Source organism: Lapillicoccus sp. (assembly GCF_036559105.1).
GTDB lineage: Bacteria > Actinomycetota > Actinomycetes > Actinomycetales > Dermatophilaceae > Lapillicoccus.
This window is the reverse complement of sequence record NZ_DATBTV010000014.1, coordinates 77,198-100,370: the sequence shown is the minus strand read 5'-3', so window position 1 is coordinate 100,370 and position 23,173 is coordinate 77,198. Positions and strand designations below refer to the sequence as shown.

Sequence of the window (23,173 nt, the reverse complement as noted above, 5' to 3'; positions counted from 1 at the left end):
CGCAGCGAGGACCTGACTGGTCATCGAGGACCAGGTCGTGACCGGTCGTGACCGTCTCGACGGTCTTGCGGCGCCCGGCACCAGCGACCCGGACACAGACCTTGGCGTCCTTCTTCGACACATCCAGCCCGGCACAGCGGGCATGAACCACTTCCATGAGGTTGTTCTCCTCTCCACGCGGATCCACGCGGATCCAGGCGGATCCACGCGGATCGACGAGTTGTCCGTCGCGGGAGGGCCGGGAGATTCGAAGACGTCTGACGCTCGGGCTCGAGGCACCAATCCACGGTTCCCGTGGAAGCCCTCCACCACCATGCTGACCTACAGGCTCAACGGCACCACAGAGCATTCGCGGTCGACCACGACGGACCCAACGAGCATCCGCCGTGGCACACCCCCGCAACAGCCACCCGCGACCCAATCTTTAAGAACCACGATGCGACACCGAAGGCGGCGCCGCGCTGCTGACCCGCATAAACGTTGGTCGGGGTGACAGGATTTGAACCTGCGGCCTCTTCGTCCCGAACGAAGCGCGCTACCAAGCTGCGCCACACCCCGTGGCTTACCGCCCCTGTTCCGACCTGGCGAACCGGCTTGAGGCAGCGAAGAGTGAGGATAGCCGAGCGGAGCCGACCGGCTGAAATCGGTTCGCCGCCGCGACCGGCCCGCGGCCGACCTCAGGACGCCGGAACCAACGTCAGCAGGGTCGCCTCCGGCCGGCAGGCGAACCGCACCGGCGCATACGGAGAGGTTCCGAGGCCCGCCGACACCTCGAGCCAGGCGGCCTCCGGTGGCGGTGGGGAGCCCAGCGAGCGTCCGGCACCGGGCCACCACCGGGACAGCCCCTTGGCGCGGCTGCGGTCGAGGTCGCAGTTGGTGACCAGCGCGCCATACCCGGGAAGGCACAGCTGACCGCCGTGGGTGTGGCCGGCGATGACCAGCTCGGCGCCGTCGCGGGTCATGGCGTCGAGGATGCGCTGGTAGGGCGCGTGGGTGACGCCCACGCGCAGTTCGGCCTCCGGTGAGAACGGCCCCTCGACCAGGCCGTAGCGGTCGTACTTGAGATGTGGGTCGTCGACCCCGACGAACTCGACCGGCGACCCAGCGACCGCAAGCGTCGCGCGAGTGTTGGTGAGGTCGGTCCAGCCGAGGTCGAGCATCCCCTTGACGAGGTCCTCGGTCGGCAGCCGAGGCGACCGGGACGGCCCCGGCGCTCGCGGCGGCAGCAGATAGAGGAACGGGTTCTTCGGCTGGGGGACGAAGTAGTCGTTCGACCCCATGACGAACACGCCGGGTACGCCCTCGAAGGCCGAGAACGCCTCCAGCGCGACCGGGATGGCATCCGCGTGCGAGATGTTGTCGCCGGTGTTGACGACGAGGTCGGGCCGCAGCTCGGCCAACGCGGCCACCCAGGCAGCCTTTCGGCGCTGTCCGGGCATGAGGTGCAGGTCGCTGACGTGGACCACCCTCAGCGGCCGGTGGCGGGCCGGGAGCACCGGCACCGTGACGCGGCGCAAGGCATACGCGTTGCGCTCCACGAGGGACGCATAGCCGAGTCCGAGGGCGCCTACCGCACCCACGACGGACGCAGCGCGAGCGACGGGATGCATACCTCGATCCTCGCATGAGCCCGCGGACCGCCCGTGCCCCGCGACGCCTGAGAGACTCACGGCATGAGCCGCCTCAAGGACACCCTGCGCTCCGACCTCACCGACGCGATCCGCGGCCGCGACGCGGTGCGAGCGGGCACCTTGCGGATGGTCCTGACGTCGGTGACGACCGAGGAGGTCGCGGGCACCGAGGCGCGCGAGCTCAGCGACGACGACGTCCTCACGGTGATCGCCAAGGAGGCCAAGAAACGGCGCGAGGCGTCGACCGCCTACACCGGCGCCGGGCGGCCGGAGCTGGCCGCCAAGGAGGACGCGGAGCTCGCGATCATCGAGACCTACCTGCCGGCTCAGCTGGCCGACGAGGAGATCGAGGCACTCGTCGCGGAGGCGGTCACCGAGACCGGAGCGACGGGTATGCCGCAGATGGGCATGGTCATGAAGGCCGTCCAGCCGCGCGTGGCCGGACGCGCCGACGGCGGCCGGGTGGCCGCCGTCGTCCGGAAGGTGCTGGCCGGCTGACGAGCCGCCGACCCGAGAGCTAGCCGGGTCCGCCCCCGCCGTTCCCGTTGCCATTTCCGTTCCCGTTCCCGTTGCCGTTGTTGCCGACACCGGCCGGCGGCGGAGTGGCCGGCGGTTGGGGCTGCTGGGGTTGTGGCTGTGGCTGGGGCTGGGGTTGCGGTGCTGGACCCGCCGAGATGTACAGCGTGATCTGACTACCGCGGTTGGCCGTGCCCTGTGGGTTGGTGTAGGCGACGAGGCCCGGTCGGTAGTTGGAGTTGACGCGGCGACCCACCGTGACGGTGAAGCCCTGGGCCTGCAGCGCGTTCGTCGCGTTGGCGACCGTCTGACCAGCAACCGAGCCGAAGTCGACCTTGTCGCCGTTGGAAACCGTGTCGGACGGGGCGGCAAAACCATTGGCGGGCTGCCCGGCCAGGGCCCGGTCCATGATCGCCTTCCACGTGGGTGCGGCGATGCTGGCCCCGAAGACCGTCCGGTAGGTCGTACCCGCGAGGCGGATGTTGTCGAGGACGAGTTTCTGGGTGACCGGCTGCCCCACCCAGACCGCCGTGGTCAGCTGCGGCGTGTAGCCGACGAACCAGGTCTGCTTGTTGCCGTCGGTGGTGCCCGTCTTGCCCGCTGCGGGGCGCCCGCCGTCCAGCGCGCTGGCCTTGGCGGTACCGTCACCCGTGAGCACCGACGACATGATGCTGGCCACGCCGTTCGCAACGTCAGGAACCACCACCGGCGTGCAGTTCGAGGTTCCCGGCTTGACGATCGGCAGCTCCTTGCCGTCCGGCCCGGTGATGGCCTGCAGGGGGATGGGCGTGCAGTGGACGCCGTTGTTGGCGAGCGACCCGTAGGCACTCGCGACGGTCATCGGCGAGACCTCCTGGGTCCCGAGGATGATTCCCGACGGACCGACCTTGGAGATCGGGTTGCCGTCGGCGCGGTGCAGGCCCATCCGGGTCTCCGTCTCCTGGACCTTGCAGACTCCGACTTGGCCCGCCAACGCGATGAACGCCGTGTTGATCGACCGGGCGGTAGCCTGGGTGATCGTCATCTGACCGCCGGCGGTCTCGTCGTTGCGGACGTTCCACGCGGGTGCACCCTTGGGTACGCCGCAGGCGTCGGGCAGGTCGGCGTTGGTGTAGCTCGCCGCCTGGGTGGGACCGGCCTGCTTCGCGTTGACGCTGGTGTTGATCGGCAGGCCGGCCTCCAGGGCCGTGACCAGGGTGAACGCCTTCTCGGTCGACCCGAACCCGAACCCCTTCGAGCCGCCGTACTTCTGGTCCACCGCCCAGTTGACCGCGGTCTGGTCCCAGGCGGCGTTGTTGATCGCGTACGAGGTGTTCTGGGCGAACGCCTTGACCGCGCCGGTCTTGGGGTCGATCGTCGCTGAGGCGGCACCGATCTGGTATGAGTTCCCCTGAGGAACTCGGGCCAGCAGTTGTTGCTTGCTGAACGCGGCCAGGTCGGGGTCGAACGTCGTCTGGATGGTCAGCCCACCGCCGAAGATCTTGGCCTTGCGCTCTTCGAGCGACTTGCCGAGCGCCTGGTCGAGGGAGGGGTCGAGCTCCAGCCACTTGATGACGTAGTCGCAGAAGTACCCGTTCTCCCCGGCCGCCTGGCAGGCCGTCGGCGCCTGGGTGATCTTGCTGCGGTCGAAGGTGACCGCCTTAGCGTCGGTCGACTCCTTGTCGGTGATGAGCCCGAGCTCGTGCATCCGGTCGAGCACCACGTTGCGCCGGGCGATGGCTCGCTCGGGGTTGTTCACCGGGTCCGTCGTGCCGGGGTTCTGTGCCAAGCCCGCGATGAGAGCCGCCTCCGGGAGGCTGAGATCCTTGGCGCTCTTGTTGAAGTAGTGGCGAGCCGCCGCCTCCACGCCGTAGGCCTGGTCGCCGTAGTAGACGATGTTGAGGTAGCCCTGAAGGATCTGGTCCTTCGTCTGCTCCTTCTCGAGCTGGATCGAGTACTTCAGCTCCTGGAGCTTGCGGGTGACACCGGCGAGGCCCCGCTGGGTGACCGCGGCCTGCGCGGCCTGCGTGTCGCCGGCTTTGAGGGCCGTGTCCAGCAGGGTCAGCTTGACGTACTGCTGCGTCAGGGTGGACCCACCCGAGGTGTTGACCGCCCCGGACGCGTTCGAGACCAGTGCGCGGACGACACCACGCACGTCGACGCCGCCGTGCTCGTAGAACCGGCTGTCCTCGATGGCGATCTGCGCCTTCTGCATGACCGGCGCGACCTGGTCCAGCGGGACGATGATCCGGTTCTCGTCGTGCGGGGTGGCGATGACGTTGCCCTTGGCGTCGAGGATCTTCGACTGCTGGGACAACGTGGCCGCGGAGAACTCGCTGGGCAGCGCGTCGAACATGTCGACGCCCGTCCGCGTGACCGCTCCTGCCGCCCCGACGGTCGGCATGATCAGCCCGGCACCGAGCAGGCCCATGACGACAGCGGCACCCACGAACGCTCCCAACAGGGGGATGATGCTCGCGATGTTGGTCGTCCGGCCTGCCTTCACGCGACCAAGGCTAACCCGACCAAGCACCCAGAACGGTCATCGGCGGAGTGGTGGGACAGCCTAGGCTGCGGCCTGAGCGCCTCGTGTGCGAGGTCTGTGCGTCCTCAGTGGCCCGACATAGCCGAATCGCCGCCGCCCGTTCACCCCAACGGGCCATGTCTAGCCCGACCGAACTAGTCCAATCGGCGCCGACAAACCATCCGCGTGGGCGATGGTTGCACAACGCTGCCGTTCCTAGTGTCGGTTTCGGCACTTTCGGACGTGTATCACCGGCTTCCGACTCGTGTCTTCGATCAATACACGGGTAAGCGGGAGCGGGAACACAGTGACCATCATCGACAGCAGGCCGACCGGGGACACCGGTAGTGCCAAGACGCGTACAGCCGGGGGGCTGCAGGCGGACTGGGCGGGCCAGGGACGATGCGTGAGCAACGACCCTGACGCCCTCTTCGTGCGCGGGGCGGCGCAGCAGAACGCCAAGATCGTCTGTCAGAAGTGCCCGGTCATCGCCGAGTGCCTGGCCGACGCCCTCGACAACCGGACCGAGTTCGGTGTCTGGGGAGGCATGACCGAACGCGAGCGCCGCGCCATGCTGCGCCGCCACCCCAACGTGACCTCGTGGTGGGGCCTGTTCCAGACGGCTCGCACCGACCAGGTCCAGGTCTCCACCGCGTCCTAGCGGTTCGACAGCGGCTCGGTAGCGACCCAGCGACCCAGCTATCCGGCGGCGAGCGCCTCGCCGACCCGTCGGAGACCCTCGACGTCGTGAACGTCCTCGGCGAGGGCCGGTACCTCCGCCACCGGCGTACCCGGATGCCCGACCGAGAACCGTCGGGCCAGCTTGCGTTGCCGGTCGGCCGCGCCCGCGACGTCCGCGTGCAGGGCCAACAGCGCGGCGGTGAGGTGGTCGCCCTCGTCGGCCCGGTCCTCCGCGGCCGCCCGCGCCCGCGCCGCGCTCAGCCCGGGAGCCTGCACCTGCTGTACGCGGTTGAGGACGAGGCCGGTGATCGGCATCCGCTCCGTCTCGAGCCGGGCGATGAAGTAGGAGGCCTCCCGGAGGGCGTCCCGCTCGGGCGCGGCGACGACGAGGAAGGCTGTCGAATGCTGGGCCAGCAGCGCGTACGTCTCGTCGGCCCGCTGCCGGAAGCCCCCGAACATCGTGTCGAGGGCCCCGATGAAGGTCTGGACGTCGCGAAGCATCTCGCCGCCGAGGACCCGGGACAGGGTCGAGGTGACGAGTCCGATCCCGACGTTGAAGACCCGCAGCCCGGCCCGGCCGCCCGCCTTGGCGGGCGCGGTCATGAGGCGGATGAACCGGCCGTCGAGGAACGAGCCCAGTCGTTTCGGGGCGTCGAGGAAGTCCAGCGCGGACCGTGACGGCGGCGTGTCGACCACGATGAGGTCCCACCGCGGGGCTCCCTCGTCGCCGTTCGCCCGGACCTCCTGGTGGAGCTGCCCGAGCTTCTCCATGGCCATGTACTCCTGCGTGCCCGCGAACGAGCTGGACACGGCCTGGTAGAAGGGGTTCGCGAGGATCTGCTCGGCCTTCTCAGGGGTCGAGTGCGCCACGACGACCTCGTCGAAGGTCCGCTTCATGTCGAGCATCATCGCGTCGAGCGAGCCGCCGGCCGTCGTGTCGATGTCGTGCACCGGCCGCGGGGTGTTGTCGAGCTCGGTCAGGCCCATCGACTGGGCGAGTCGCCGGGCCGGGTCGATGGTGAGGACGACGACCTTGCGCCCCTGCTCCGCCGCGCGCAGTCCGAGAGCCGCCGCCGTGGTGGTCTTGCCGACCCCGCCCGAGCCGCAGCACACGACGATGTCGGTATGCCGGTCGGCCAGCAGCCTGTCGACGTCGAGTCGCGGGGCTCGTGGGGTAGCGCGCGTGCTCATCCGGTCACCTCGCCGGTCCACCCGCGCTCGGTGAGCAGGTCGGCGAACTCACGGACGGTCGACGAGTCGACGCCGTCCGGGTTGGTCGGCAGCCGGAACAGCGGCCGCTCGAGCTGGTGCAGCAGCGCGAGCTGCTCGGTCTCCTGGGCCACTCGGAGCGCGTGGTCGTGCGCCTCGGCGAGCAACCCCTCGACGAGGGCGTCGGTCACCTGCAGCCCGGCCGCTTCCAGGCCGGCGCGGACCTTGGGCCGGCTGATCGTGCCCTTCGCCGCCGAGGCCAGCTCCCGGGGCCGCAGCAGCGGATCCCGGACCTGGTTGATGACGACGTCCCCGATCGGCAGCCGGGCGGCGCGCAGGTCGGCCACGGCGTCGACCGTCTCCTGGACCGGCATCTCCTCCAGCAGGGTGACGACGTGGACGGCGGTCTGCGGCGAGGTCAGCATCTGGGTGATCGCGTCGGCCTGCGACCGGATCGGGCCGACCTTGGCCAGGCCGGAGACCTCCTCGTTCACCGAGAGGAAGCGGACCACTCGGCCGGTCGGCGGGGCGTCGAGGACGATCGCGTCATAGGCCGGGGACGTGTCGTGGCGGGAGTGGTGGCCGGCCGCTCGGCGCCGGTTCGCCTCGTAGATCTTGCCGGTGAGGAGCACGTCGCGTACGCCGGGCGCGATCGTCGTCGCGAAGTCGACCGCGCCGAACCGCTCCAGCACCCCGCCGGCCCGGCCGAGCTTGTAGAAGATCTGGAGGTACTCGATGAGGGCGGCCTTGGCGTCGACCGACAGGCCCCAGACCTCGCCGCCACCCGAGGCCCCCGCGACGCGGATCTCCTCCGTGGCCAGGGGCGGGACATCGAAGGTCTGGCTGATGCCCTGGCGGCCCTCGACCTCGACGAGCAGGACCCGGTGGCCGCCGGACGCGAGTGCCATGGCCATCGCCGCGGCGACGGTGGTCTTTCCGGTGCCACCCTTGCCGGTCACGATGTGCAGCCGCACGCCGGACGAGGTGCGCGCGGACATGCGGGTGACCCTACGACGCGGCCAACCGGGCTACCGCATCGAGGACCACCCGGAAGGCGGGCTCGGCCGGGTCGATGACCTCCATGTGGCCGACGTCGGGCAGCCGGAGCAGCTCCGGCCGGTGGTCCGGTCCCTGCCGCTGGTAGTAGCTCACCGATACCGACGGTGGCACGGCGTCGTCGGCGTCGCCGTGGACCAGAACCACCGGAGCGAGAGGGGCGTGCGCGGCGGGATCGGCGGCGGTCCAGGCCGCCGCGTCGGCGTCGGCCATGAACCGCGCCGCCGCTCCGTCGCCCAGCCCGAGGTCCCGCGTCAACGCGAGGTCGACGCAGCCGCCCAGGGCCACGACGCCGGCCAGCGACCGCGCCTCGGGACGGGTCGCGGCGAGCGTGACGAGGTGACCTCCGGCCGAGTGGCCCACGAGGACGAGGCGGTCCGGCAGGGCTGGGTCGGCCAGGACCGCGTCGACCGCGGCCGAGACGTCGGCGAACGTGCCGGGCCAGCCGCCCCCACGCATACCGGTCCGTCGGTACTCGACCACGGCGACGTGGTGCCCCGCGTCGGCTAAGGCCTGGGCCTGCGGCGCCGCGTGGGCGCGGTCCCACTCGGGCTTCCAGAAGCCGCCGTGGACGACCACCACGGTCGTCCCGGTGGGGTCGCCGGTCGGTTCCCGCACGTCGTAGACCTGGTCGGGGTCGATCCCGTATGCGGTGGTGCGGCTCGGAGGCGCGACGTCGGGCATGAGGGGACCCTGCCATGAGTACGGTGCGTCCGTGGCGGTCGCCTGGCTCACGGCGTTCCTCGACACCGCGGCTCCGGAGGCGGCCGCGACCGAGGCGTACTGGGTCGCCGTCACGGGCTGGCCGCTGTCACCTCGGCGAGGGGAGGACGGCGAGTTCGCGAGACTGGAGCCGGCGGACCGGGACGGCCCGGTGCGGGTCCAGGTGGTCGACACGCCGCCTGCGGGCGGGATGCACCTCGACGTCCACACCGACGACATGGACGCATTGGTCGAGCAGGCGCAGGCACTCGGGGTCGAGATGGACCACACCGGGCAGGGCTACGTCGTGGGGCGGTCGCCCGGCCGTCTGGTCTTCTGCGTCGTCCCGCACCGCAGCGGGCAGCGCCCTGGACCGGTCGCCTGGCCGGGTGGCGCGAGTCTCGTGGACCAGGTCTGTCTGGACATCCCGCGGGAGTCGTTCGACGAGGAGGCACAGTTCTGGTCCCGGCTCACGTCGTGGCCTCGGGTGCGGGGTCTCACCCCGCAGTTCGACCGGATCCTGCCGCCACCGGGCCAGCCCCTGCGGGTGCTGTTGCAACGCATCGACGACGAGGACGGCCCGGTGCGGAAGAACTCGACCTCGCCAGCGACGACCGCGAGGCCGAGGTCGCGTGGCACGTCGAGCTGGGCGGACGGGTCGTTCGGAGCACCGTGAACTGGACCACCCTGCTCGACCCGAGCGGCCGCGCCTACTGCGTCACGCAGCGCAGCCCCGTGTCGGGCACGCTGCCCTGATCCGAGCCGAGCGGACTGGGGGCACCGGTCAGGCCGGTTGGGGCGATGCGGCGTCGAGCTCCTTGCCCATGCTGCGGGCCATGAACGCGGCGATGACGAGCACGATGCCCCAGAGGATCGCGAGGATGGCGATCCAGATGACGATGGACAGCACGCCGACGCCCGGACGGGCCACGAACAGGATCCCGATCAGCAAGGACAGGGCCGCAGCGACGAGCAGCATCCACCGCGGGCGGGTGCGCGTGCTCGAGAAGGCCCCGAACGCCTGGAAGATCGCTCCGATGATGAACCAGACGCCGAGGATCCAGGTGAGGACGACTGCCACGTCGAACGGGTGGACCACCGCGAGCAGGCCGGCGAGGATCGAGACGGCGCCGAAGACGATGAGCCAGCCCCTGCCGCGGGCGTCCTGGGTGAACGCCCCGGCGATGTAGACGAGTCCGGCGAGGAGCGCCCAGCATCCCCACAGCACCGTGAACGCGACGGCGGTGACATCCGGCCAGACGATCGCCATGATGCCGAAGACGATGGCGACGATCCCCAGGACGAGGAGCATCACCCAGTTGCGGTCCAGCCAGTTCTTCTCCACGGGATGATCGTGGCAGCACGAGGGCCGTAAGGGCTCGTACTCCGGGGGAAACGGCCGCGTGTCGTGGCGCCGATGCGCCCCCTACAGTGACGACATGACGAAGTGGGAGTACGCCACGGTTCCGCTGATGATCCACGCGACCAAGCAGATCCTCGACAACTGGGGCGAGGACGGGTGGGAGCTCGTGCAGGTGGTCACCGGCCCGGACGGCAACGGTCTCGTGGCCTACCTCAAGCGACCGAAGGCCTGAGGTCGCCGCGATGAGTGCTGTCGAGGACCGGCTGGCCGAGATGGGGCTCAGCGTCCCGGACGTCGCAACCCCCGCCGGGGCCTACGTCCCCGCCCTCCGCGAGGGCAACCTCGTCTTCACCTCCGGTCAGCTGCCGATGGTGTCCGGCGACCTCCCGCAGACCGGCAAGGTCGGCGACGGCCACGGACTGGTCCCCGCAGGCGACGCCAAGGCGCTCGCGCAGGTCTGCGCGCTCAACGCCATCGCCGCCGTCAAGTCGGTGATCGGCGACCTCGACCAGGTCACTCGGGTCGTCAAGGTGGTCGGCTTCGTCGCGTCGGACCCGTCGTTCACGGGTCAGCCCGGCGTCATCAACGGCGCCAGCGAGCTGCTGGGGAAGGCGTTCGGCGACGCCGGCGTCCACGCGCGGTCGGCGGTCGGCGTGGCGGCGCTGCCGCTCGACGCGCCGGTCGAGGTGGAGATCGTCGTCGCCGTCGCCGACTGACCAGGACGGGTCGGCATGGCGGTTCGCGACTTCGCACCCGGGGTCCTCGGGCCGCAGGCGGCCGAGTGGCTGGCCGGACGACGGAGCGAGCCCGTCGAGCCTCGGTATGCGGCGACGGTGATGCTCGTGCGTGACGGGTCGGGCCGTGACGGGTCGGGCCGTGACGGGTCGGGCGGTGACGGCCAGGACGACGTTGCGGGCGTCGAGGTGTTCATGCTGCGCCGGGTGGCCACCATGGCGTTCGCGCCGCGGACATGGGTGTTCCCCGGCGGCGGCGTGGACCCACGCGACGACGCGCACGACCTGCCGTGGGCCGGCCCACAGCCGCGGGAGTGGGCCGCGCTGATGGGGTGCGAGGAAGGGCTGGCCCGGGCGCTGGTCTGCGCGGCCGTGCGCGAGGTGTTCGAGGAGTGCGGGGTGCTGCTCGCCGGGCCGTCGTCGGAGACGGTGGTCGCCGACCTGCGCGACCCGGAGTGGGACGTCGAACGCGCCGCGCTGCTCTCCAAGGAGCAGTCGTTCGCCGAGCTGCTCCTGCGCCGCGGACTCGTGCTGCGCTCGGACCTGCTCTCGCCGCAGGGCCGTTGGGTGACCCCGGACTTCGAGCCGAGGCGCTACGACACGTTCTTCTTCGCCGCGCTCCTGCCCGACGGCCAGATCCCGGACGACGACACCTCCGAGGCCGACCACGCCGACTGGACCGACCCGGCCGAGCTGCTCGCCGCATACGCGATGGGCGAGGCGATCCTGCTGCCGCCCACCGTGGTGTCGGTCGAGCGCGTCCTGGAGGCGACGAGCGCGGCCGAGCTCGTCGCCACCGCGAAGCCGTCCCGGGCGGTCGTCCCCCAGATCGTCGAGGTGGCCGGCCAGCCGATGATCCGGGCCGACCTGCCGTAGACCGATCCCCTGGAGCGCATGGGGTGGCTACGGTGGCCGGATGGCTGACGGCTGGCAGTCCGGGGCGGTGAGCGAACGCGCGTACTGCGTCCTCGCCCCGAACCCCGGCCCCATGACGCTCGACGGCACGAACACGTGGGTCCTGCTCGAACCCGGCTCCACCGAGGCCGTCGTCGTCGACCCTGGTCCTCTGGACCTCGGGCACCTCGAGACGGTGCTGAGGTTCGTCGAGGAGCGGGGCGCGCGGGTGGCCCTGACCCTGCTCACCCACCACCACCAGGACCACGCGGAGGCGGCCGAGCACTTCGCGGCACAGACGGCGGCGCTGGTCCGCGCGATCGGGACCGGTCACGACGACCTGACCGACGGGGAGACGGTGCGGGTGGGCGGCCTGGAGGTCACCGTCGTCATGACCCCGGGGCATACCGGCGACTCGGTCTCGTTCCTGCTGCCGGCCGAGTCCGCACTGCTGACCGGCGACACCGTCCTCGGCCGGGGGACCACGGTGGTGGCGTGGCCGGACGGCGAGCTGGCCGCGTACCTCACGTCGTTGGAGCGGATCGAGCGGCTGGCGGCGTCCGGAGCGGCGACGCGGATCCTCCCTGGACACGGCCCGCTCGTGCCGGACGCCAAGGAAACCGTCCGGTTCTACCTCGACCACCGGGCGGAGCGGCTCGACGAGGTCCGGGCCGCCCTGGCGGCCGGGGACACCGAGCCGCGGCAGGTCGTCGAGCGGGTCTACGCGGACGTGCCGAGGGAGGTCTGGCCGTACGCCGAGCTGAGCGTCCGGGCCCAGCTGGACTACCTGCGGTACCGGTCCCCGGACGGCGGACGTAACGTGAATGAGTGACCCACCACCCTGAGCCCGCCACCATCGGGCAGCTGCGCGCCTCCGGACACGAGCCGCGCACCGTCAAGGCCGAGATCCGCGCGAACCTCGTCCGCCTCCTCCGAGCGGGGGAGAACCCCTTCCCCGGCATCGTCGGGTTCGACGACAGCGTCCTGCCCGACGTCCAGCGGGCGCTGCTGGCCGGACACGACATGGTCCTGCTCGGGGAGCGCGGCCAGGGCAAGACGCGGCTGATGCGGACCATCGGCGGGCTGCTCGACGAGTGGTCGCCGTACATCGCCGGCTGTGAGATCCACGACGAGCCGCTGGCACCGATCTGCCAGCGCTGCCGCACGCTGGTCGCCGCTTCCGAGAACGACGGTGACGACGTGCCGATCGAGTGGCGGCACCGCGACGACCGCTACACCGAGAAGCTCGCGACTCCTGACACCAGCGTCGGCGACCTTGTCGGCGACGTCGACCCGACCAAGGTCGCCGAGGGCCGCACGCTCGGCGACCCCGAGACGATCCACTACGGGCTGCTGCCCCGAGCGCACCGCGGCGTGTTCGCGATCAACGAGCTGCCCGACCTCGCCGAGCGGATCCAGGTCGCGCTGTTCAACGTGCTGGAGGAGCGCGACATCCAGGTCCGTGGGTATGCGGTGCGGCTCCCGTTGGACGTCCTGGTGGTCGCCTCCGCGAACCCCGAGGACTACACCAACCGCGGCCGCATCATCACGCCGCTGAAGGACCGGTTCGGGGCCGAGGTCCGGACCCACTACCTCGACGACGTGGACGAGGAGGTCTCGCTCATCTCGCAGGAGGCCGGCCTCGTCGCGGCCGTGCCGGCGCACCTGCTCGAGGTGATCGCCCGGCTGGTCATGGAGCTGCGGACCTCGTCCTCGGTCGACCAGCGCTCGGGCGTCTCGGCCCGGTTCGCCATCGCGGCGGCCGAGGCCACGTCGGCGTCCGCGCTGCGACGTGCGGCGCTGACCGGTGAGGACGACGCGGTCGCCCGGATCGGCGACCTCGCCGACGTGCTGCCGACGCTGCGCGGCAAGGTCGAGTTCGAGATGGGCGAGGAGGGCCGCGAGCTCGAGGTCATCGGCCACCTGCTGCGGCTGGCCACGGCGGCCACGTTCCGCGAGCGGGTGGCGGGGACGGACCTGTCCGGCGTGACGGCGCACTTCGAGGACGGGTCGGTCGTGGAGACCGGCGACCTCGTGCCGGCCACGACGCTGCTCTCGCAGCTCGGCGCCACCCCAGGTCTCGCCGCGATCCTGGCCCGGCTCGGCGTCGGCGAGGACTCGGTCTCGCCCGGTCAGGTGGCCGCCGCGGTCGAGTTCGTCCTCGAGGGCCTACACCTGACGAGACGACTCTCCAAGGTCCAGGCCGGCGGCCAGACGATCTACGGGAGCTGACGGGTATGCCTGGTGCTGGGTCGGGTTCGAGCGGTCGGCACCGCTCGGGCCGTTACCGCTACGGCTCGTGGGCCGGCGGGGCCGACCCGCTGGCTCCGCCGTTCGACGTACGCGCGGCGGTCGACGAGATCGGCCGCGACGTCATGGAGGGCTCGTCGCTGCGCGAGGCGATGGAGCGGCTGATGCGCCGCGGTGTCGGCGACCGCTCAGGCCTCGACGAGCTGCGTCGGGAGCTGGCCCGCCGGCGGCGTGAGGTCGAGCGGCGCGGCAACCTGGCCGGAACCCTCGACCAGGTCCGGGAGGAGCTCGACCAGGCACTCTCCGCGGAGCGGGAGTTCCTCGCCGGCCGCGACGGCGACGACGCCCGGCTCGCCGAGATGTCGCTCGACACGCTGCCCGACGACACCGCCGGCCAGGTCCGGGAGCTCAACGACTACCAGTGGCGCAGCGCCGAGGGCCAGCAGCACTGGCAGAACGTGCTCGACCTGCTGCGCAAGGAGGTCCTCGACGCGCAGTTCGCCGGGATGAAGGAGGCCCTCTCGGGTCAGAACCCGGCCGCCATGGAGGCGGTCCGGGAGATGATGGCCGACCTCAACGCGTTGCTAGCCAAGCACGCTCGCGGCGAGGACACGTCCGAGGACTTCAAGCAGTTCATGGAGAAGCACGGCGAGTTCTTCCCGGAGAACCCCCAGGACGTCGACGAGCTCATCGACGCGCTCGCCCGGCGTCAGGCCGCCGCTGAGCGGATGATGCGCTCGCTGTCCCGTGAGCAACGCGAGGAGCTGGCCGGCCTCATGCAGCAGGCTATGCAGGACATGGGCCTCGAGATGGAGATGAGCCAGCTGGCCGACTCGCTCCGGTCGCTGCGCCCGGGGATGTTCCGCGGCCGCCAGCCGGCCGACATCGACGGCAACGAGTCGCTCGGCATGGGCGACGCGGTCGGCGCCGTGGCCGACCTCGCCGACCTAGAGGCGCTGGAGAACCAGCTGTCCCGGGCGTCCGCGCTCGGCAGCGGGTTGGACGACGTCGACGTGGACACCCTGGAGCGGCAGCTGCCCGGGTCGTCGGTGCGCGACTTCGAGGCGCTGCGAGAGCTCGAGCGTGAGCTGGAGCGACAGGGCTACCTCCGCTCCGACAACGACGGGATGTCGTTGACCCCCAAGGCGCTTCGGCGGTTGGGGGAGACGGCGTTGCGGCGGATCTTCCAGCACCTCGACGCCGACGCGTCCGGCTCCCACGTCGACCCGCGGTCCGGCGGCGCCGACGAGCGGACCGGCTCGTTCCTGCCCTGGGAGTTCGGCGACGAGCGCCCACTGGACGCGGTCCGGACGGTCCAGAACGCGGTGCTGCGCCGGGCGGGTACGGGTATGCCTCGCAGTGCTGAGGAGCGCGGCATCCGGCTCGAGGTCGAGGACTTCGAGGTGGCCGAGACGACGCGTCGCACCGGTGCCGCGGTCGCCCTGCTCGTGGACCTCTCGTTCTCGATGATCCAGGAGGGCCGCTGGGGCCCGATGAAGCAGACGGCGCTCGCGCTGTCGCACCTCATCCAGAGCCGGTTCCGCCAGGACGCCCTCCAGATCATCGGGTTCGACCGGACCGCCCGACCGCTGACCCCGATGCAGCTGGCCGAGGTCGAGCCGGAGTGGATCCAGGGGACCAACCTCCACCACGCCCTGCTCCTGGCCGGCCGCCACGTGCGTCGGCACCCCGACGCCGAGCCGGTGGTCCTCGTCGTCACCGACGGTGAGCCGACGGCTCACTTGGAGGCGGACGGCCTGCCGGTGTTCCAGTGGCCGACGACCCCCGCCACCGTGCGGGCGACGGTCGGCGAGGTCGACGCGCTGACCCGCTACGGGGTCGCGCTGAACTTCTTCCTCCTCGGCGACGACCCGGGTCTGGCCCGGTTCGTCGACTCGGTCGCGCGGCGCAACGGCGGACGCGTCTTCACCCCCGACGTCGGCCGGCTCGGGGAGTACGTCGTCGCCGACTACCTCCGCGCCCGTGCGGGAGGGCGCCGCTCCGCCTGACGGGCGCAGGACACGGTCTCGTACGGGCGTACGAGGCCGTGACCTGAATGTGACTTTTCGGCCGCTCTGTGGTTCGGTGGTCAGCAATGTCTGCGACTCCACCTGACCGCTCGACGGGCCGCGTGGCCTCCGGACGCCACCGCGGGACGTCGTTGCCGCCCGCGCTTTCCGGGCGTTCGCTACCGTGGCGGACGGTCGGCCTCCGGTCGGTCGCCGGCCTGGCTCTCGTGGTCGGCGCCGGCGTCGTCACGCTCGGCCCGGCCCGGCTTCCGGACGGCGTGGCCACCCCGGCGGCCGCTCGGATCGGTGTCGCCGACGCTGCCGAGATGGACGCCGCCGCTCTCTCGATGCGCCTGTCCGATCGGGCCAGCCGGTCTGGCCGCGCCGAGCTGCTGCCGACCGGGGCTCTCGGACCGGAAGCGCCGGCGCACCCGCAGACCCGGATCAACCCGACAGCCGCCGTGCCCGTCCCGGCCCCGCCGCCCGCTCCGGCACCGGCTCCGGCACCGACCGCCACGGCTACCCCAAAACCGACCGCGTCGCCGTCGCCCCAGGGGGCCGCGGCCCCCGCTGGGGTCTCACAGGCGGCCTGTGCCTCCGGTTCCGCCGTCGAGGCCGGCATCACCAAGGACGCCATCCGCGTACACCGCGCCGTCTGCGCGCTGTTCGCCGGCGTGTCCGGCTGGGGCGGGCGTGCCGGCAGCGGCGGCGAGCACAGCAGCGGGCAGGCCCTCGACATCATGATCCCGAACAGCTCGGTGGGACAGGCCATCGCCAACTACGTCCGGGCCAACGCCAAGGCGCTCGGCGTCAGCGAGGTCATCTGGTCCCAGCACATCTGGACGGTCCAGCGGTCCGGTGAGGGTTGGCGGTCCATGTCCAACCGCGGCTCGGCGACCGCGAACCACTACGACCACGTCCACGTGACCGTCTACGGCAGCTCCGGCACCGCCTGAGCGGACAGCACGGGTTTCGCGAGCCGCCAGAGGCCCTAGCGAGCGCGGCGGCGCAACCGGTCGACGTCGAGCAGCAGCACCGCTCGCGCCTCGAGCTTGAGCCAGCCGCGGCCGGCGAAGTCGGCGAGCGCCTTGTTCACCGTCTCGCGGGACGCGCCGACCAGCTGCGCCAGCTCCTCCTGGGTGAGGTCGTGGCTCACCATGACGCCCTCCTCGACCGGGCGGCCGAACCGCTCGGCGAGATCGAGCAGGGCCTTGGCCACGCGGCCCGGCACGTCGGTGAAGACGAGGTCCGCGAGGTGCTCGTTGGTGCGGCGGAGCCGCTGCGCGAGGGCCGCGAGCAGCGCCTTGGCCACCTCGGGGCGCCCCGTCAGCAGACCGGTGAGGGAGTCGTTGCCGAGTCCCAGCAGCTGGGTCTCGGCGACCGCCGTGGCCGTCATGGTCCGGGGCCCCGGGTCGAACAGGCTCAGCTCGCCGAACATCTCGCCGGGCCCGAGGATCGCGACGAGGTTCTCGCGGCCGTCGGAGCTGGACCGGCCGAGCTTGATCTTGCCCTCGCCGATGACGTACAAAGAGTCGCCCACCTCGCCCTCGCGGAAGAGGATGTCGCCGCGCTCCATGCGGGCGGGGGTCATCTGGGCCAGCAGTGCCTCGGCATCCTCGCTGTCCAGGGCCGCGAAGAGCGGCGCCTGGCGCACAACCTCGTGGTCCACGGGCACAGTGTGCCAGAACGGTCGGTTTGCGCCCCGTCGTCGTCTCGCCCCGGGGACGGCCCTGACAGTCGCGGGATGTGTTCGGGGTCCCCGCGAAGAACCGGAGCGAAGCGGAGGACTTCGTGGGGTGACTTAGTCTGCTCTGGTGTCTGCCGCCCATGAGACGCTCCTCGCGTCCGTCGTCCCGGACGAGAGCCCGGTCGCACGGACCCGTCGGGCCCGGCGGATGTACCGCGCCCTTCACGAGCGGTACCCCTACGCCCACTGCGAGCTCGACTTCACGAACCCCCTCGAGCTGCTCGTCGCGACGATCCTCTCGGCCCAGACGACCGACCAGCGGGTGAACATGGTGACGCCGCACGTCTTCGCGCGGTACCCCGACGCCGCTGCCTACGCCGGGGCCGACCGGACCGAGCTGGAGACGATGATCCAGTCGACCGGCTTCTTCCGGAACAAGTCCGACGCGCTGATCAAGCTCGGCGGCGCGCTGGTGGAGCGGTTCGACGGGGAGGTGCCGGGCCGCCTGGCGGACCTCGTGACGCTGCCCGGTGTCGGCCGCAAGACCGCGAACGTCGTGCTGGGCAACGCGTTCGGCGTGCCGGGCATCACGGTCGACACGCACGTCGGGCGCCTGGTCCGCCGGTTCGGCTGGACGGACGAGACCGACCCGGTCAAGGTCGAGCACCTGGTCGGGGGGACCTTCCCGCGACGTGACTGGACGATGCTCAGCCACGTCCTCATCTTCCATGGCCGCCGTACCTGCCACGCCAAGAAGCCCGCGTGTGGCGCCTGCCCGGTCGCCGCATGGTGCCCCAGCTACGGCACCGGCCCGACCGACCGCGACCAGGCGGTGACGCTGCTGGCCTACGAGCTCAAGCCCGGGGCGCTGCTGCCCGTGCCGCCTCCCGGACCGCTCCCCGCGCCCCTCCGGAAGCCTCGCCGCCAGCCGGTGGCCGCCTCCGCCGTGAAGGACGACTGACCTGCATGTCCCGTATGCCGTCCCTCGCCGGCCCGGGGGAGACGCTTCACCCGCTCGCGTCGCCGCCCGGGAGTCCCGCGTCCGCTCCGCCGGCCTGGCTCACCCGGCTGCTGCGCAACGCGGAGACCACGGACCCGAGCTGGTTCAGCCGGTTCCTCCCACCGGACGGCGGAGGCCGGGAGTCGGCGGTGTTGTTGCTGTTCGGTCCCGATCTCGACGGCGCGGAGTCGTTACTGCTCATCGAACGTTCTCACGGCATGCGTTCCCATCCCGGCCAGGTCGCGTTGCCTGGCGGTGCCACCGAACCCGGCGACGCCGACGCTGTCCAGACCGCCCTGCGTGAGGCCTCGGAGGAGGTCAACCTCGACGCGTCCGGTGTCGAGGTGGTCGGCGTCCTGCCGCCGCTCTACCTCCCGCCGAGCGGGTTCGTGGTGACGACCGTCGTCGGCTGGTGGGGCATGCCGGGACCGGTCTCCGTTGGCGACCCCGACGAGGTCGCCCAGGTGCTCCAGGCACCGCTGGCCTTCCTCACCGACCCCGCGGTGAGGCATACCGTCACGCACCCCTCGGGGTACCGGGGACCGGCGTTCCAGCTCGGCGACGACCTGCTGCTGTGGGGGTTCACGGCCGGCGTCGTCACCAAGGCGCTCGAGCTCGCCGAGCTGGACCGGTCCTGGGACGAGGCCCGTGAGGTCCCGCTGCCCGAACGCTTCACGCGGGGGCGTTCGTGAGCGGGACCGTCCTGGACGTCCTGCTGGTCCTCATGCTCGTGCTCTACGCCGTGACGGGGTACCGGCAGGGGATCCTCGTGAGCACGCTGTCCCTCGTCGGGTTCCTCGGCGGCGGCGCGCTCGGGATGTGGCTGCTCCCGTCCCTGCTGGCCAACGTCGAGTGGGTCACCTCCAACGAGGTCGTCCGGGTGCTCGTGCTCGTGTTCCTCGTCTTCCTCTGCGCGACCGTCGGGCAGGCGATCGCGGTGCCGGTCGGGAACCGGCTGCGCGCGCAGGTTCGCGGGCGTTCCGGCCAGGCCGTGGACGCGTTCCTCGGCGGACTGGCCACGGTCCTCGCGGTCTCACTGCTGGTCTGGTTCGTGGCGGGCGCGGTGCGCGGGGCCGCGCCGACGCCGGTGGCCAAGGCGATCGGGGAGTCCCGGGTGCTCGCGACCATCGACCGCGTGATGCCCCCCGCAGCGGGGCAGCTGTTCGCCGGGTTCCGGTCGCTGTTGGACCAGAACGGGATCCCGAAGGTTTTCGGTGGCCTGACGCCGGAGCCGATCCAGCCGGTGGCACCGCCGGAGTCGGGTGTGGCGGCGACGGCCGGCGTCCAGCAGGCGTCCCAGTCGGTGGTGCGCGTGACCGGGGTCGCCGTGGCCTGCCAGCGCGGGCAGGAAGGCAGCGGGTGGGTCGTCGCGCCCGGCAAGGTCGTTACCAACGCGCACGTCGTGGCCGGCATGCGGGACGCGTCGGTCCAGGTCGGCGGGGTCGGACCGGAGTATCCCGCGCAGATCGTCCTGTTCGACCCGGAGCGCGACCTCGCGGTGCTCGAGGTCGACGGCCTGAGGGCGCCGCCGCTGCGGCTCGGTGGTCAGCTGTCGCCCAACGACGAGTCGGTGGTGGCCGGGTTCCCCCTGGACGGCCCCTACCGCCTCGACCCGGCCCGGGTCCGTCGGACCCTGACCGCGACCGGTTCGGATATCTACGGCCAGCCGGGCGTGACGCGCGAGATCTACTCCCTGTATGCCCGCGTCGAGCCCGGCAACAGCGGCGGCCCGCTGCTCGCGCCCACCGGTGAGGTGGTCGGGGTGGTCTTCGCCAAGTCGCTGGACGACCCGACGACCGGGTACGCGTTGACCCTCGACGAGGCCCGCCCCGTCCTCGACGCGGCGGCCGGGGCGAGCAAGCCGGTCTCCACGGGCGGCTGCTCGACCGGCTGACGCCAGACCTCACAGACCTCACAGACCTCACCGACAACAGCTCGGACATGTCTGCGGCGTTGCGGCCGATTCAGCGACCCGGCGACGACTACTCGGACATGTCCGGGTTGTGGGCACCGACCTCCCGTCAGTCGACGGTGTCGAGCCAGTCGACGATCGCCGAGCTGACGCGGTCGGGCGCCTCCTCGGTGAGGAAGTGACCCGCCCCGTCGACCAGCTGGAACGCATACCGGCCGCTGACGTAGTCCGCCGAACCCCCCGTGCAGTCGGCCAGGACGCACCTATCCTCGGTGCCCTGCAGCTGGAGCACCGGCTGGGCGACCGGCCCGCGGACGCGCCGGTTGAACAGGGGACCGTCCTGGCGCAGCTGGGACCGGCCGAACCAGCGGTAGTGCTCCGCGGCGGAGTGGGCCACGAAGGGCATCGCCATCGCGTTGCCGTAGCGCTCCACGTCCTCCGGGGTGGGGTAGTCGCCGAAGGGCGAGGCCCACGCCCGCAGGACCTCCTCGACGTAGGCGTGGTCCTTGGTCATCTCGCGCTCGGGGACGAACGGCCGCTGCAGCTCGACGAGGTACCGGCTGGCCTGTCGCTGCCGGCGGTCGCGCATCGACGCACGCCGCATCACCCGCGGGTGCGGCATCGAGAGCGACCCGACCGCGCGGACCACATCGGGCTGGAGGTAGGGCATGGACCACGCGATGAACCCGCCGAGACCCTGGCCGACGACGATGGCGTCGTCCTCGCCGAGCGACCGGATGAGGGACGCCGCGTCCTCGGCGCCGGTGTAGGTGCTGTAGCCGCGCGGCGGCTTGTCGCTCGCGCCGTAGCCGCGCAGGTCCATCGCGACCGCCCGCCAGCCGGCGTCGGCGATCGCCGCCATCTGGTGGCGCCACGTGTACCAGAACTGCGGGAACCCGTGCATGAGCAGGACCATCGGCCCGTCGCCGAGCTCCGCGACGTGGAACCGGGCACCGTTCGCGGAGACGAGCCGGTGGTTCCAGGGGCCCTCGAGGAGGACGGAGGCGGCGTCGAGCGTCACGCTCGTCACGCGAGCGCCGGCGGCGCGACGGTCGCGACCGTCGCGACCCGGCTCAACGCGGCGTCGGTCGCTGGTCGAGCGCGACCTGGGCGTTGGGAGCCGGGACCGCCTTGGCGTGCTCCGCGCCGGCGGACGCCGAACCCAGCACCGCGTCCATGGTCTCCTGCGCCTGAGCGATCGCTCGGTCCGGCCGCGGGTTCACCTGGTTGAGTGCGTTGCGTCCGAGCAGGCCCAGGACAGCGGTGACGATGAACAGCACCACGGCCATGATGAGGAACCCGGCCCACACCGGCAGCCAGATGGCGATGACCATCGACAGCGCGATGAACAACAGCCCGAGTCCATAGAGCGCGAGGACCCCGGCGGTCGCGAGCATCCCGGCGCCTTTTCCGGCGATCCCGAGCTGGGAGGTGATCTCGGTCTTGGCCAGCTGGATCTCGGTGCGGACGATGGCGCGCAGGTCGTCGACCACCTGGGCGACGAGCTGCCCGATCGTGCGTTCCTGCGAGTGCCGAAGGTCGTCCGGCACCGGTCGGGTCGCGTCATGGTCGGTGGTCATCGAGCCTCCGGGGGCGTGGGCAGGTCGTCCGTATGCGAGTCGTCCTGAGACCCGCTCTGGGCTGAGCGCAGGTTCTCCCTCAAGAGCCTATCGTCGGGTTGGCCCTCAGGTAGACGTCGGGAACGCCGTCGGCGTCGTCGTCGCGCGTCTCGGCGGCCTCGACCTGCCGGTAGTGCCGGTTCCGGAGCCGCAGCACGACCGCCGCGAGGACGGCTGCGAGGACCGACCCGACGAGGACGCCGAGCCGCACATGGTCGTCCCGCTCCGATCCCAGGCCGAAGGCCAGCTCGCCGATGAGCAGTGACACGGTGAAGCCCACCCCGGCCAGCAGGGACAGCCCGAAGACGTCGCTCCACGCGAGGTCCTCGTCGAGCGTCGCCTTGGTGAACCGGGCGAACAGGTAGGTGCCGCCGAACACGCCGATGCACTTCCCGACGACCAGCCCGACGACGACGCCGAGGGCAGCCGGGTCGGCGAACGTCGCGCTCAGGCCACCGGGCCCGATCGTCACGCCCGCGGCGAAGAACGCGAACACCGGCACGGCCAGGCCGGCCGACCACGGTCGCAGGCCGTGCTCGATGCGCTCGGCCAGGCTCTGCTGGTCGGCGGCGTGCTCCTGGCGCTTCGACACCGGGACCAACAGACCCAGCAGCACTCCGGCGACGGTCGCGTGGACGCCGCTCGCGTGCACCAGACCCCACGCGACCAGGGCCGGCACGGCCAGCAGGGCCGGGTTGGTCCATCCGCGGCGCAGCAACCACCACCAGAGCGCGAGCGGCAGGATCGCGAGCAGCAGGAACAGGATGTGCATGGCGCTGGTGTAGAAGATCGCGATGATGGTGATCGCAATGAGGTCGTCGACCACCGCCAGGGTCAGCAGGAACGACCGTAGCGCCGACGGCAGGTGAGTGGCGATCACCGCGAGGACGGCCAGGGCGAAGGCGATGTCGGTCGCCGTCGGAATTGCCCAGCCCCGGAACACGTCACCTTCGCCGCCGGCCAGCAACGCCGTGCCCAGGAAGAGCAGGGCGGGCACCGCGACACCGCACGCCGCGGCCGCGATCGGCAGGGCCGCCTTGCTCCGGTCGGACAGGTCTCCGGCCACGAACTCGCGTTTGAGCTCGATCCCCGCGACGAGGAAGAAGAGCGCCAGCAGGCCGTCGGCGGCCCACGTCCCGAGGCTGAGGTCGAGGTGGAGGGCCTGCGGGCCGACGACGTAGTCACGCAGGGCGACGTAGGCGTCCTGCCAGGGCGTGTTCGCCCAGATGAGAGCGACCACGGCGGCGCCGAGGAGCAGCGCGCCGCCGACAGTCTCGGCCCGGAGCGCCGACGCGACGTAGCGCGCCTCAGGCCACGTCCCGCGTTCCAGCAGGTGGTGGACCGGTCGGTCCTTCTGCCCCTCGGGTGACGTCACCTCACGAAGGCTATCGACGGGGATGCCGCCAA

23 protein-coding genes, 1 tRNA gene and 2 pseudogenes are annotated in these 23,173 nt (G+C 71.6%); 14 read left to right on the top strand and 12 right to left on the bottom strand.

Going from position 1 to position 23,173, the window contains the following annotated elements; translation table 11 throughout:
• The 3 genes and pseudogenes from VIG79_RS01685 to VIG79_RS01675 form a co-directional block, all read right to left on the bottom strand.
• Window positions 1-157 (bottom strand): annotated as a pseudogene (locus VIG79_RS01685) (IS110 family transposase); the annotation flags it as partial.
• 324 nt (window positions 158-481) lie between these two features.
• Window positions 482-558, bottom strand: a tRNA-Pro gene (locus tag VIG79_RS01680).
• Window positions 559-677: 119 nt separating this feature from the next.
• Window positions 678-1,610 carry a metallophosphoesterase gene (locus VIG79_RS01675; protein WP_331881283.1) on the bottom strand — a complete coding sequence of 311 codons (933 nt, stop codon included), beginning with the start codon at window positions 1,608-1,610 and terminating at the stop codon, window positions 678-680.
• 63 nt (window positions 1,611-1,673) lie between these two features.
• On the opposite strand from VIG79_RS01675, the gene VIG79_RS01670 reads away from it, so the two are divergent.
• Window positions 1,674-2,129: a GatB/YqeY domain-containing protein gene (locus tag VIG79_RS01670; RefSeq protein ID WP_331881281.1), complete on the top strand. Its 456-nt coding sequence runs from the start codon at window positions 1,674-1,676 to the stop codon at window positions 2,127-2,129.
• Window positions 2,130-2,148: 19 nt separating this feature from the next.
• Here the strand turns inward: VIG79_RS01670 and VIG79_RS01665 are convergent, their stop codons facing one another.
• Window positions 2,149-4,632: a transglycosylase domain-containing protein gene (locus VIG79_RS01665; protein WP_331881279.1), complete on the bottom strand. Its 2,484-nt coding sequence runs from the start codon at window positions 4,630-4,632 to the stop codon at window positions 2,149-2,151.
• A 391-nt stretch (window positions 4,633-5,023) separates the two neighbouring features.
• Between VIG79_RS01665 and VIG79_RS01660 the strand changes: the two genes are divergently transcribed.
• Window positions 5,024-5,311 (top strand): WhiB family transcriptional regulator, encoded by a 288-nt coding sequence (locus VIG79_RS01660; RefSeq protein WP_331881307.1) that lies wholly within the window; start codon window positions 5,024-5,026, stop codon window positions 5,309-5,311.
• 38 nt (window positions 5,312-5,349) lie between these two features.
• Here VIG79_RS01660 and VIG79_RS01655 read toward each other — a convergent pair whose 3' ends face one another.
• Genes VIG79_RS01655 through VIG79_RS01645 form a run of 3 tightly spaced genes read right to left on the bottom strand, consistent with a single transcriptional unit; the run spans window position 5,350 to window position 8,280 of the window.
• Window positions 5,350-6,522, bottom strand: a complete 1,173-nt coding sequence (locus tag VIG79_RS01655) for an ArsA family ATPase (RefSeq protein WP_331881276.1) — start codon at window positions 6,520-6,522, stop codon at window positions 5,350-5,352.
• Window positions 6,519-7,538 (bottom strand): ArsA-related P-loop ATPase, encoded by a 1,020-nt coding sequence (locus VIG79_RS01650; protein WP_331881274.1) that lies wholly within the window; start codon window positions 7,536-7,538, stop codon window positions 6,519-6,521. The genes VIG79_RS01655 and VIG79_RS01650 overlap by 4 nt, the downstream gene beginning before the upstream one ends.
• 10 nt (window positions 7,539-7,548) lie before the next feature.
• On the bottom strand, window positions 7,549-8,280 hold the full coding sequence (locus VIG79_RS01645) for an alpha/beta hydrolase (protein WP_331881272.1): 732 nt from the start codon (window positions 8,278-8,280) through the stop codon (window positions 7,549-7,551).
• On the opposite strand from VIG79_RS01645, the pseudogene VIG79_RS19695 reads away from it, so the two are divergent.
• Window positions 8,279-8,632: pseudogene (locus VIG79_RS19695) on the top strand (VOC family protein); the annotation flags it as partial. The gene VIG79_RS01645 and the pseudogene VIG79_RS19695 overlap by 2 nt on opposite strands.
• Window positions 8,545-9,054: a VOC family protein gene (locus tag VIG79_RS19690; protein WP_414672562.1), complete on the top strand. Its 510-nt coding sequence runs from the start codon at window positions 8,545-8,547 to the stop codon at window positions 9,052-9,054. The pseudogene VIG79_RS19695 and the gene VIG79_RS19690, both read left to right, overlap by 88 nt.
• Before the next feature lie 28 nt (window positions 9,055-9,082).
• On the opposite strand, the gene VIG79_RS01635 is transcribed toward VIG79_RS19690, so the two are convergent.
• Window positions 9,083-9,643, bottom strand: coding sequence for an HdeD family acid-resistance protein (locus VIG79_RS01635; protein ID WP_331881267.1), 561 nt, complete (start codon window positions 9,641-9,643; stop codon window positions 9,083-9,085).
• A gap of 94 nt (window positions 9,644-9,737) precedes the next feature.
• Between VIG79_RS01635 and VIG79_RS01630 the strand changes: the two genes are divergently transcribed.
• The 7 genes from VIG79_RS01630 to VIG79_RS01600 all read left to right on the top strand — a co-directional run bounded on the left by VIG79_RS01630 (window position 9,738) and on the right by VIG79_RS01600 (window position 16,504).
• On the top strand, window positions 9,738-9,893 hold the full coding sequence (locus tag VIG79_RS01630; RefSeq protein WP_331881265.1) for a DUF4177 domain-containing protein: 156 nt from the start codon (window positions 9,738-9,740) through the stop codon (window positions 9,891-9,893).
• Between the two features lie 10 nt (window positions 9,894-9,903).
• The gene (locus VIG79_RS01625) at window positions 9,904-10,377 is read left to right on the top strand and encodes a RidA family protein (RefSeq protein WP_331881263.1); all 474 of its coding nucleotides are present in this window, start codon (window positions 9,904-9,906) and stop codon (window positions 10,375-10,377) included.
• A 15-nt stretch (window positions 10,378-10,392) separates the two neighbouring features.
• Window positions 10,393-11,271, top strand: coding sequence for an NUDIX hydrolase (locus tag VIG79_RS01620; protein WP_331881261.1), 879 nt, complete (start codon window positions 10,393-10,395; stop codon window positions 11,269-11,271).
• Window positions 11,272-11,311: 40 nt separating this feature from the next.
• Window positions 11,312-12,121 (top strand): MBL fold metallo-hydrolase, encoded by an 810-nt coding sequence (locus VIG79_RS01615; protein ID WP_331881259.1) that lies wholly within the window; start codon window positions 11,312-11,314, stop codon window positions 12,119-12,121.
• Window positions 12,118-13,521: a sigma 54-interacting transcriptional regulator gene (locus VIG79_RS01610; protein ID WP_331881257.1), complete on the top strand. Its 1,404-nt coding sequence runs from the start codon at window positions 12,118-12,120 to the stop codon at window positions 13,519-13,521. Before VIG79_RS01615 ends, VIG79_RS01610 begins: the two co-directional genes overlap by 4 nt.
• A 5-nt stretch (window positions 13,522-13,526) precedes the next feature.
• Window positions 13,527-15,548, top strand: coding sequence for a hypothetical protein (locus VIG79_RS01605; RefSeq protein ID WP_331881255.1), 2,022 nt, complete (start codon window positions 13,527-13,529; stop codon window positions 15,546-15,548).
• A 122-nt stretch (window positions 15,549-15,670) separates the two neighbouring features.
• Window positions 15,671-16,504, top strand: a complete 834-nt coding sequence (locus VIG79_RS01600) for a hypothetical protein (RefSeq protein ID WP_331881252.1) — start codon at window positions 15,671-15,673, stop codon at window positions 16,502-16,504.
• A 35-nt stretch (window positions 16,505-16,539) separates the two neighbouring features.
• Here VIG79_RS01600 and VIG79_RS01595 read toward each other — a convergent pair whose 3' ends face one another.
• On the bottom strand, window positions 16,540-17,217 hold the full coding sequence (locus tag VIG79_RS01595; RefSeq protein ID WP_331881250.1) for a Crp/Fnr family transcriptional regulator: 678 nt from the start codon (window positions 17,215-17,217) through the stop codon (window positions 16,540-16,542).
• Window positions 17,218-17,443: 226 nt separating this feature from the next.
• Here VIG79_RS01595 and nth point away from each other — a divergent pair, with 226 nt between their 5' ends.
• Genes nth through VIG79_RS01580 form a run of 3 tightly spaced genes read left to right on the top strand, consistent with a single transcriptional unit; the run spans window position 17,444 to window position 20,129 of the window.
• Entirely contained in the window at window positions 17,444-18,196 is a 753-nt protein-coding gene (gene nth, locus VIG79_RS01590; RefSeq protein WP_331881304.1) for an endonuclease III, read from the top strand.
• Between the two features lie 5 nt (window positions 18,197-18,201).
• Window positions 18,202-18,927 (top strand): CoA pyrophosphatase, encoded by a 726-nt coding sequence (locus VIG79_RS01585; RefSeq protein WP_331881248.1) that lies wholly within the window; start codon window positions 18,202-18,204, stop codon window positions 18,925-18,927.
• Window positions 18,924-20,129 carry a MarP family serine protease gene (locus VIG79_RS01580; RefSeq protein ID WP_331881246.1) on the top strand — a complete coding sequence of 402 codons (1,206 nt, stop codon included), beginning with the start codon at window positions 18,924-18,926 and terminating at the stop codon, window positions 20,127-20,129. Before VIG79_RS01585 ends, VIG79_RS01580 begins: the two co-directional genes overlap by 4 nt.
• A gap of 127 nt (window positions 20,130-20,256) precedes the next feature.
• Here VIG79_RS01580 and VIG79_RS01575 read toward each other — a convergent pair whose 3' ends face one another.
• The 3 genes from VIG79_RS01575 to nhaA form a co-directional block, all read right to left on the bottom strand.
• Window positions 20,257-21,168, bottom strand: coding sequence for an alpha/beta hydrolase (locus tag VIG79_RS01575; protein WP_331881243.1), 912 nt, complete (start codon window positions 21,166-21,168; stop codon window positions 20,257-20,259).
• A 52-nt stretch (window positions 21,169-21,220) separates the two neighbouring features.
• On the bottom strand, window positions 21,221-21,727 hold the full coding sequence (locus VIG79_RS01570; RefSeq protein ID WP_331881241.1) for a phage holin family protein: 507 nt from the start codon (window positions 21,725-21,727) through the stop codon (window positions 21,221-21,223).
• A 79-nt stretch (window positions 21,728-21,806) separates the two neighbouring features.
• Window positions 21,807-23,141, bottom strand: a complete 1,335-nt coding sequence (gene nhaA, locus VIG79_RS01565; RefSeq protein WP_331881239.1) for a Na+/H+ antiporter NhaA — start codon at window positions 23,139-23,141, stop codon at window positions 21,807-21,809.
• Window positions 23,142-23,173: the final 32 nt, after the last annotated feature.

Bases quoted from the DNA above. Each gene is read 5' to 3' on its own strand.
- VIG79_RS01675 (WP_331881283.1), bottom strand. From the start codon at position 1,610: ATGCATCCCGTCGCTCGCGCTGCGTCCGTCGTGGGTGCGGTAGGCGCC.
- VIG79_RS01670 (WP_331881281.1), top strand. From the start codon at position 1,674: ATGAGCCGCCTCAAGGACACCCTGCGCTCCGACCTCACCGACGCGATC.
- VIG79_RS01655 (WP_331881276.1), bottom strand. From the start codon at position 6,522: ATGAGCACGCGCGCTACCCCACGAGCCCCGCGACTCGACGTCGACAGG.
- VIG79_RS01650 (WP_331881274.1), bottom strand. From the start codon at position 7,538: ATGTCCGCGCGCACCTCGTCCGGCGTGCGGCTGCACATCGTGACCGGC.
- VIG79_RS01645 (WP_331881272.1), bottom strand. From the start codon at position 8,280: ATGCCCGACGTCGCGCCTCCGAGCCGCACCACCGCATACGGGATCGAC.
- VIG79_RS01630 (WP_331881265.1), top strand. From the start codon at position 9,738: ATGACGAAGTGGGAGTACGCCACGGTTCCGCTGATGATCCACGCGACC.
- VIG79_RS01625 (WP_331881263.1), top strand. From the start codon at position 9,904: ATGAGTGCTGTCGAGGACCGGCTGGCCGAGATGGGGCTCAGCGTCCCG.
- VIG79_RS01620 (WP_331881261.1), top strand. From the start codon at position 10,393: ATGGCGGTTCGCGACTTCGCACCCGGGGTCCTCGGGCCGCAGGCGGCC.
- VIG79_RS01615 (WP_331881259.1), top strand. From the start codon at position 11,312: ATGGCTGACGGCTGGCAGTCCGGGGCGGTGAGCGAACGCGCGTACTGC.
- VIG79_RS01605 (WP_331881255.1), top strand. From the start codon at position 13,527: ATGCCTGGTGCTGGGTCGGGTTCGAGCGGTCGGCACCGCTCGGGCCGT.
- nth (WP_331881304.1), top strand. From the start codon at position 17,444: ATGTACCGCGCCCTTCACGAGCGGTACCCCTACGCCCACTGCGAGCTC.
- VIG79_RS01585 (WP_331881248.1), top strand. From the start codon at position 18,202: ATGTCCCGTATGCCGTCCCTCGCCGGCCCGGGGGAGACGCTTCACCCG.
- VIG79_RS01570 (WP_331881241.1), bottom strand. From the start codon at position 21,727: ATGACCACCGACCATGACGCGACCCGACCGGTGCCGGACGACCTTCGG.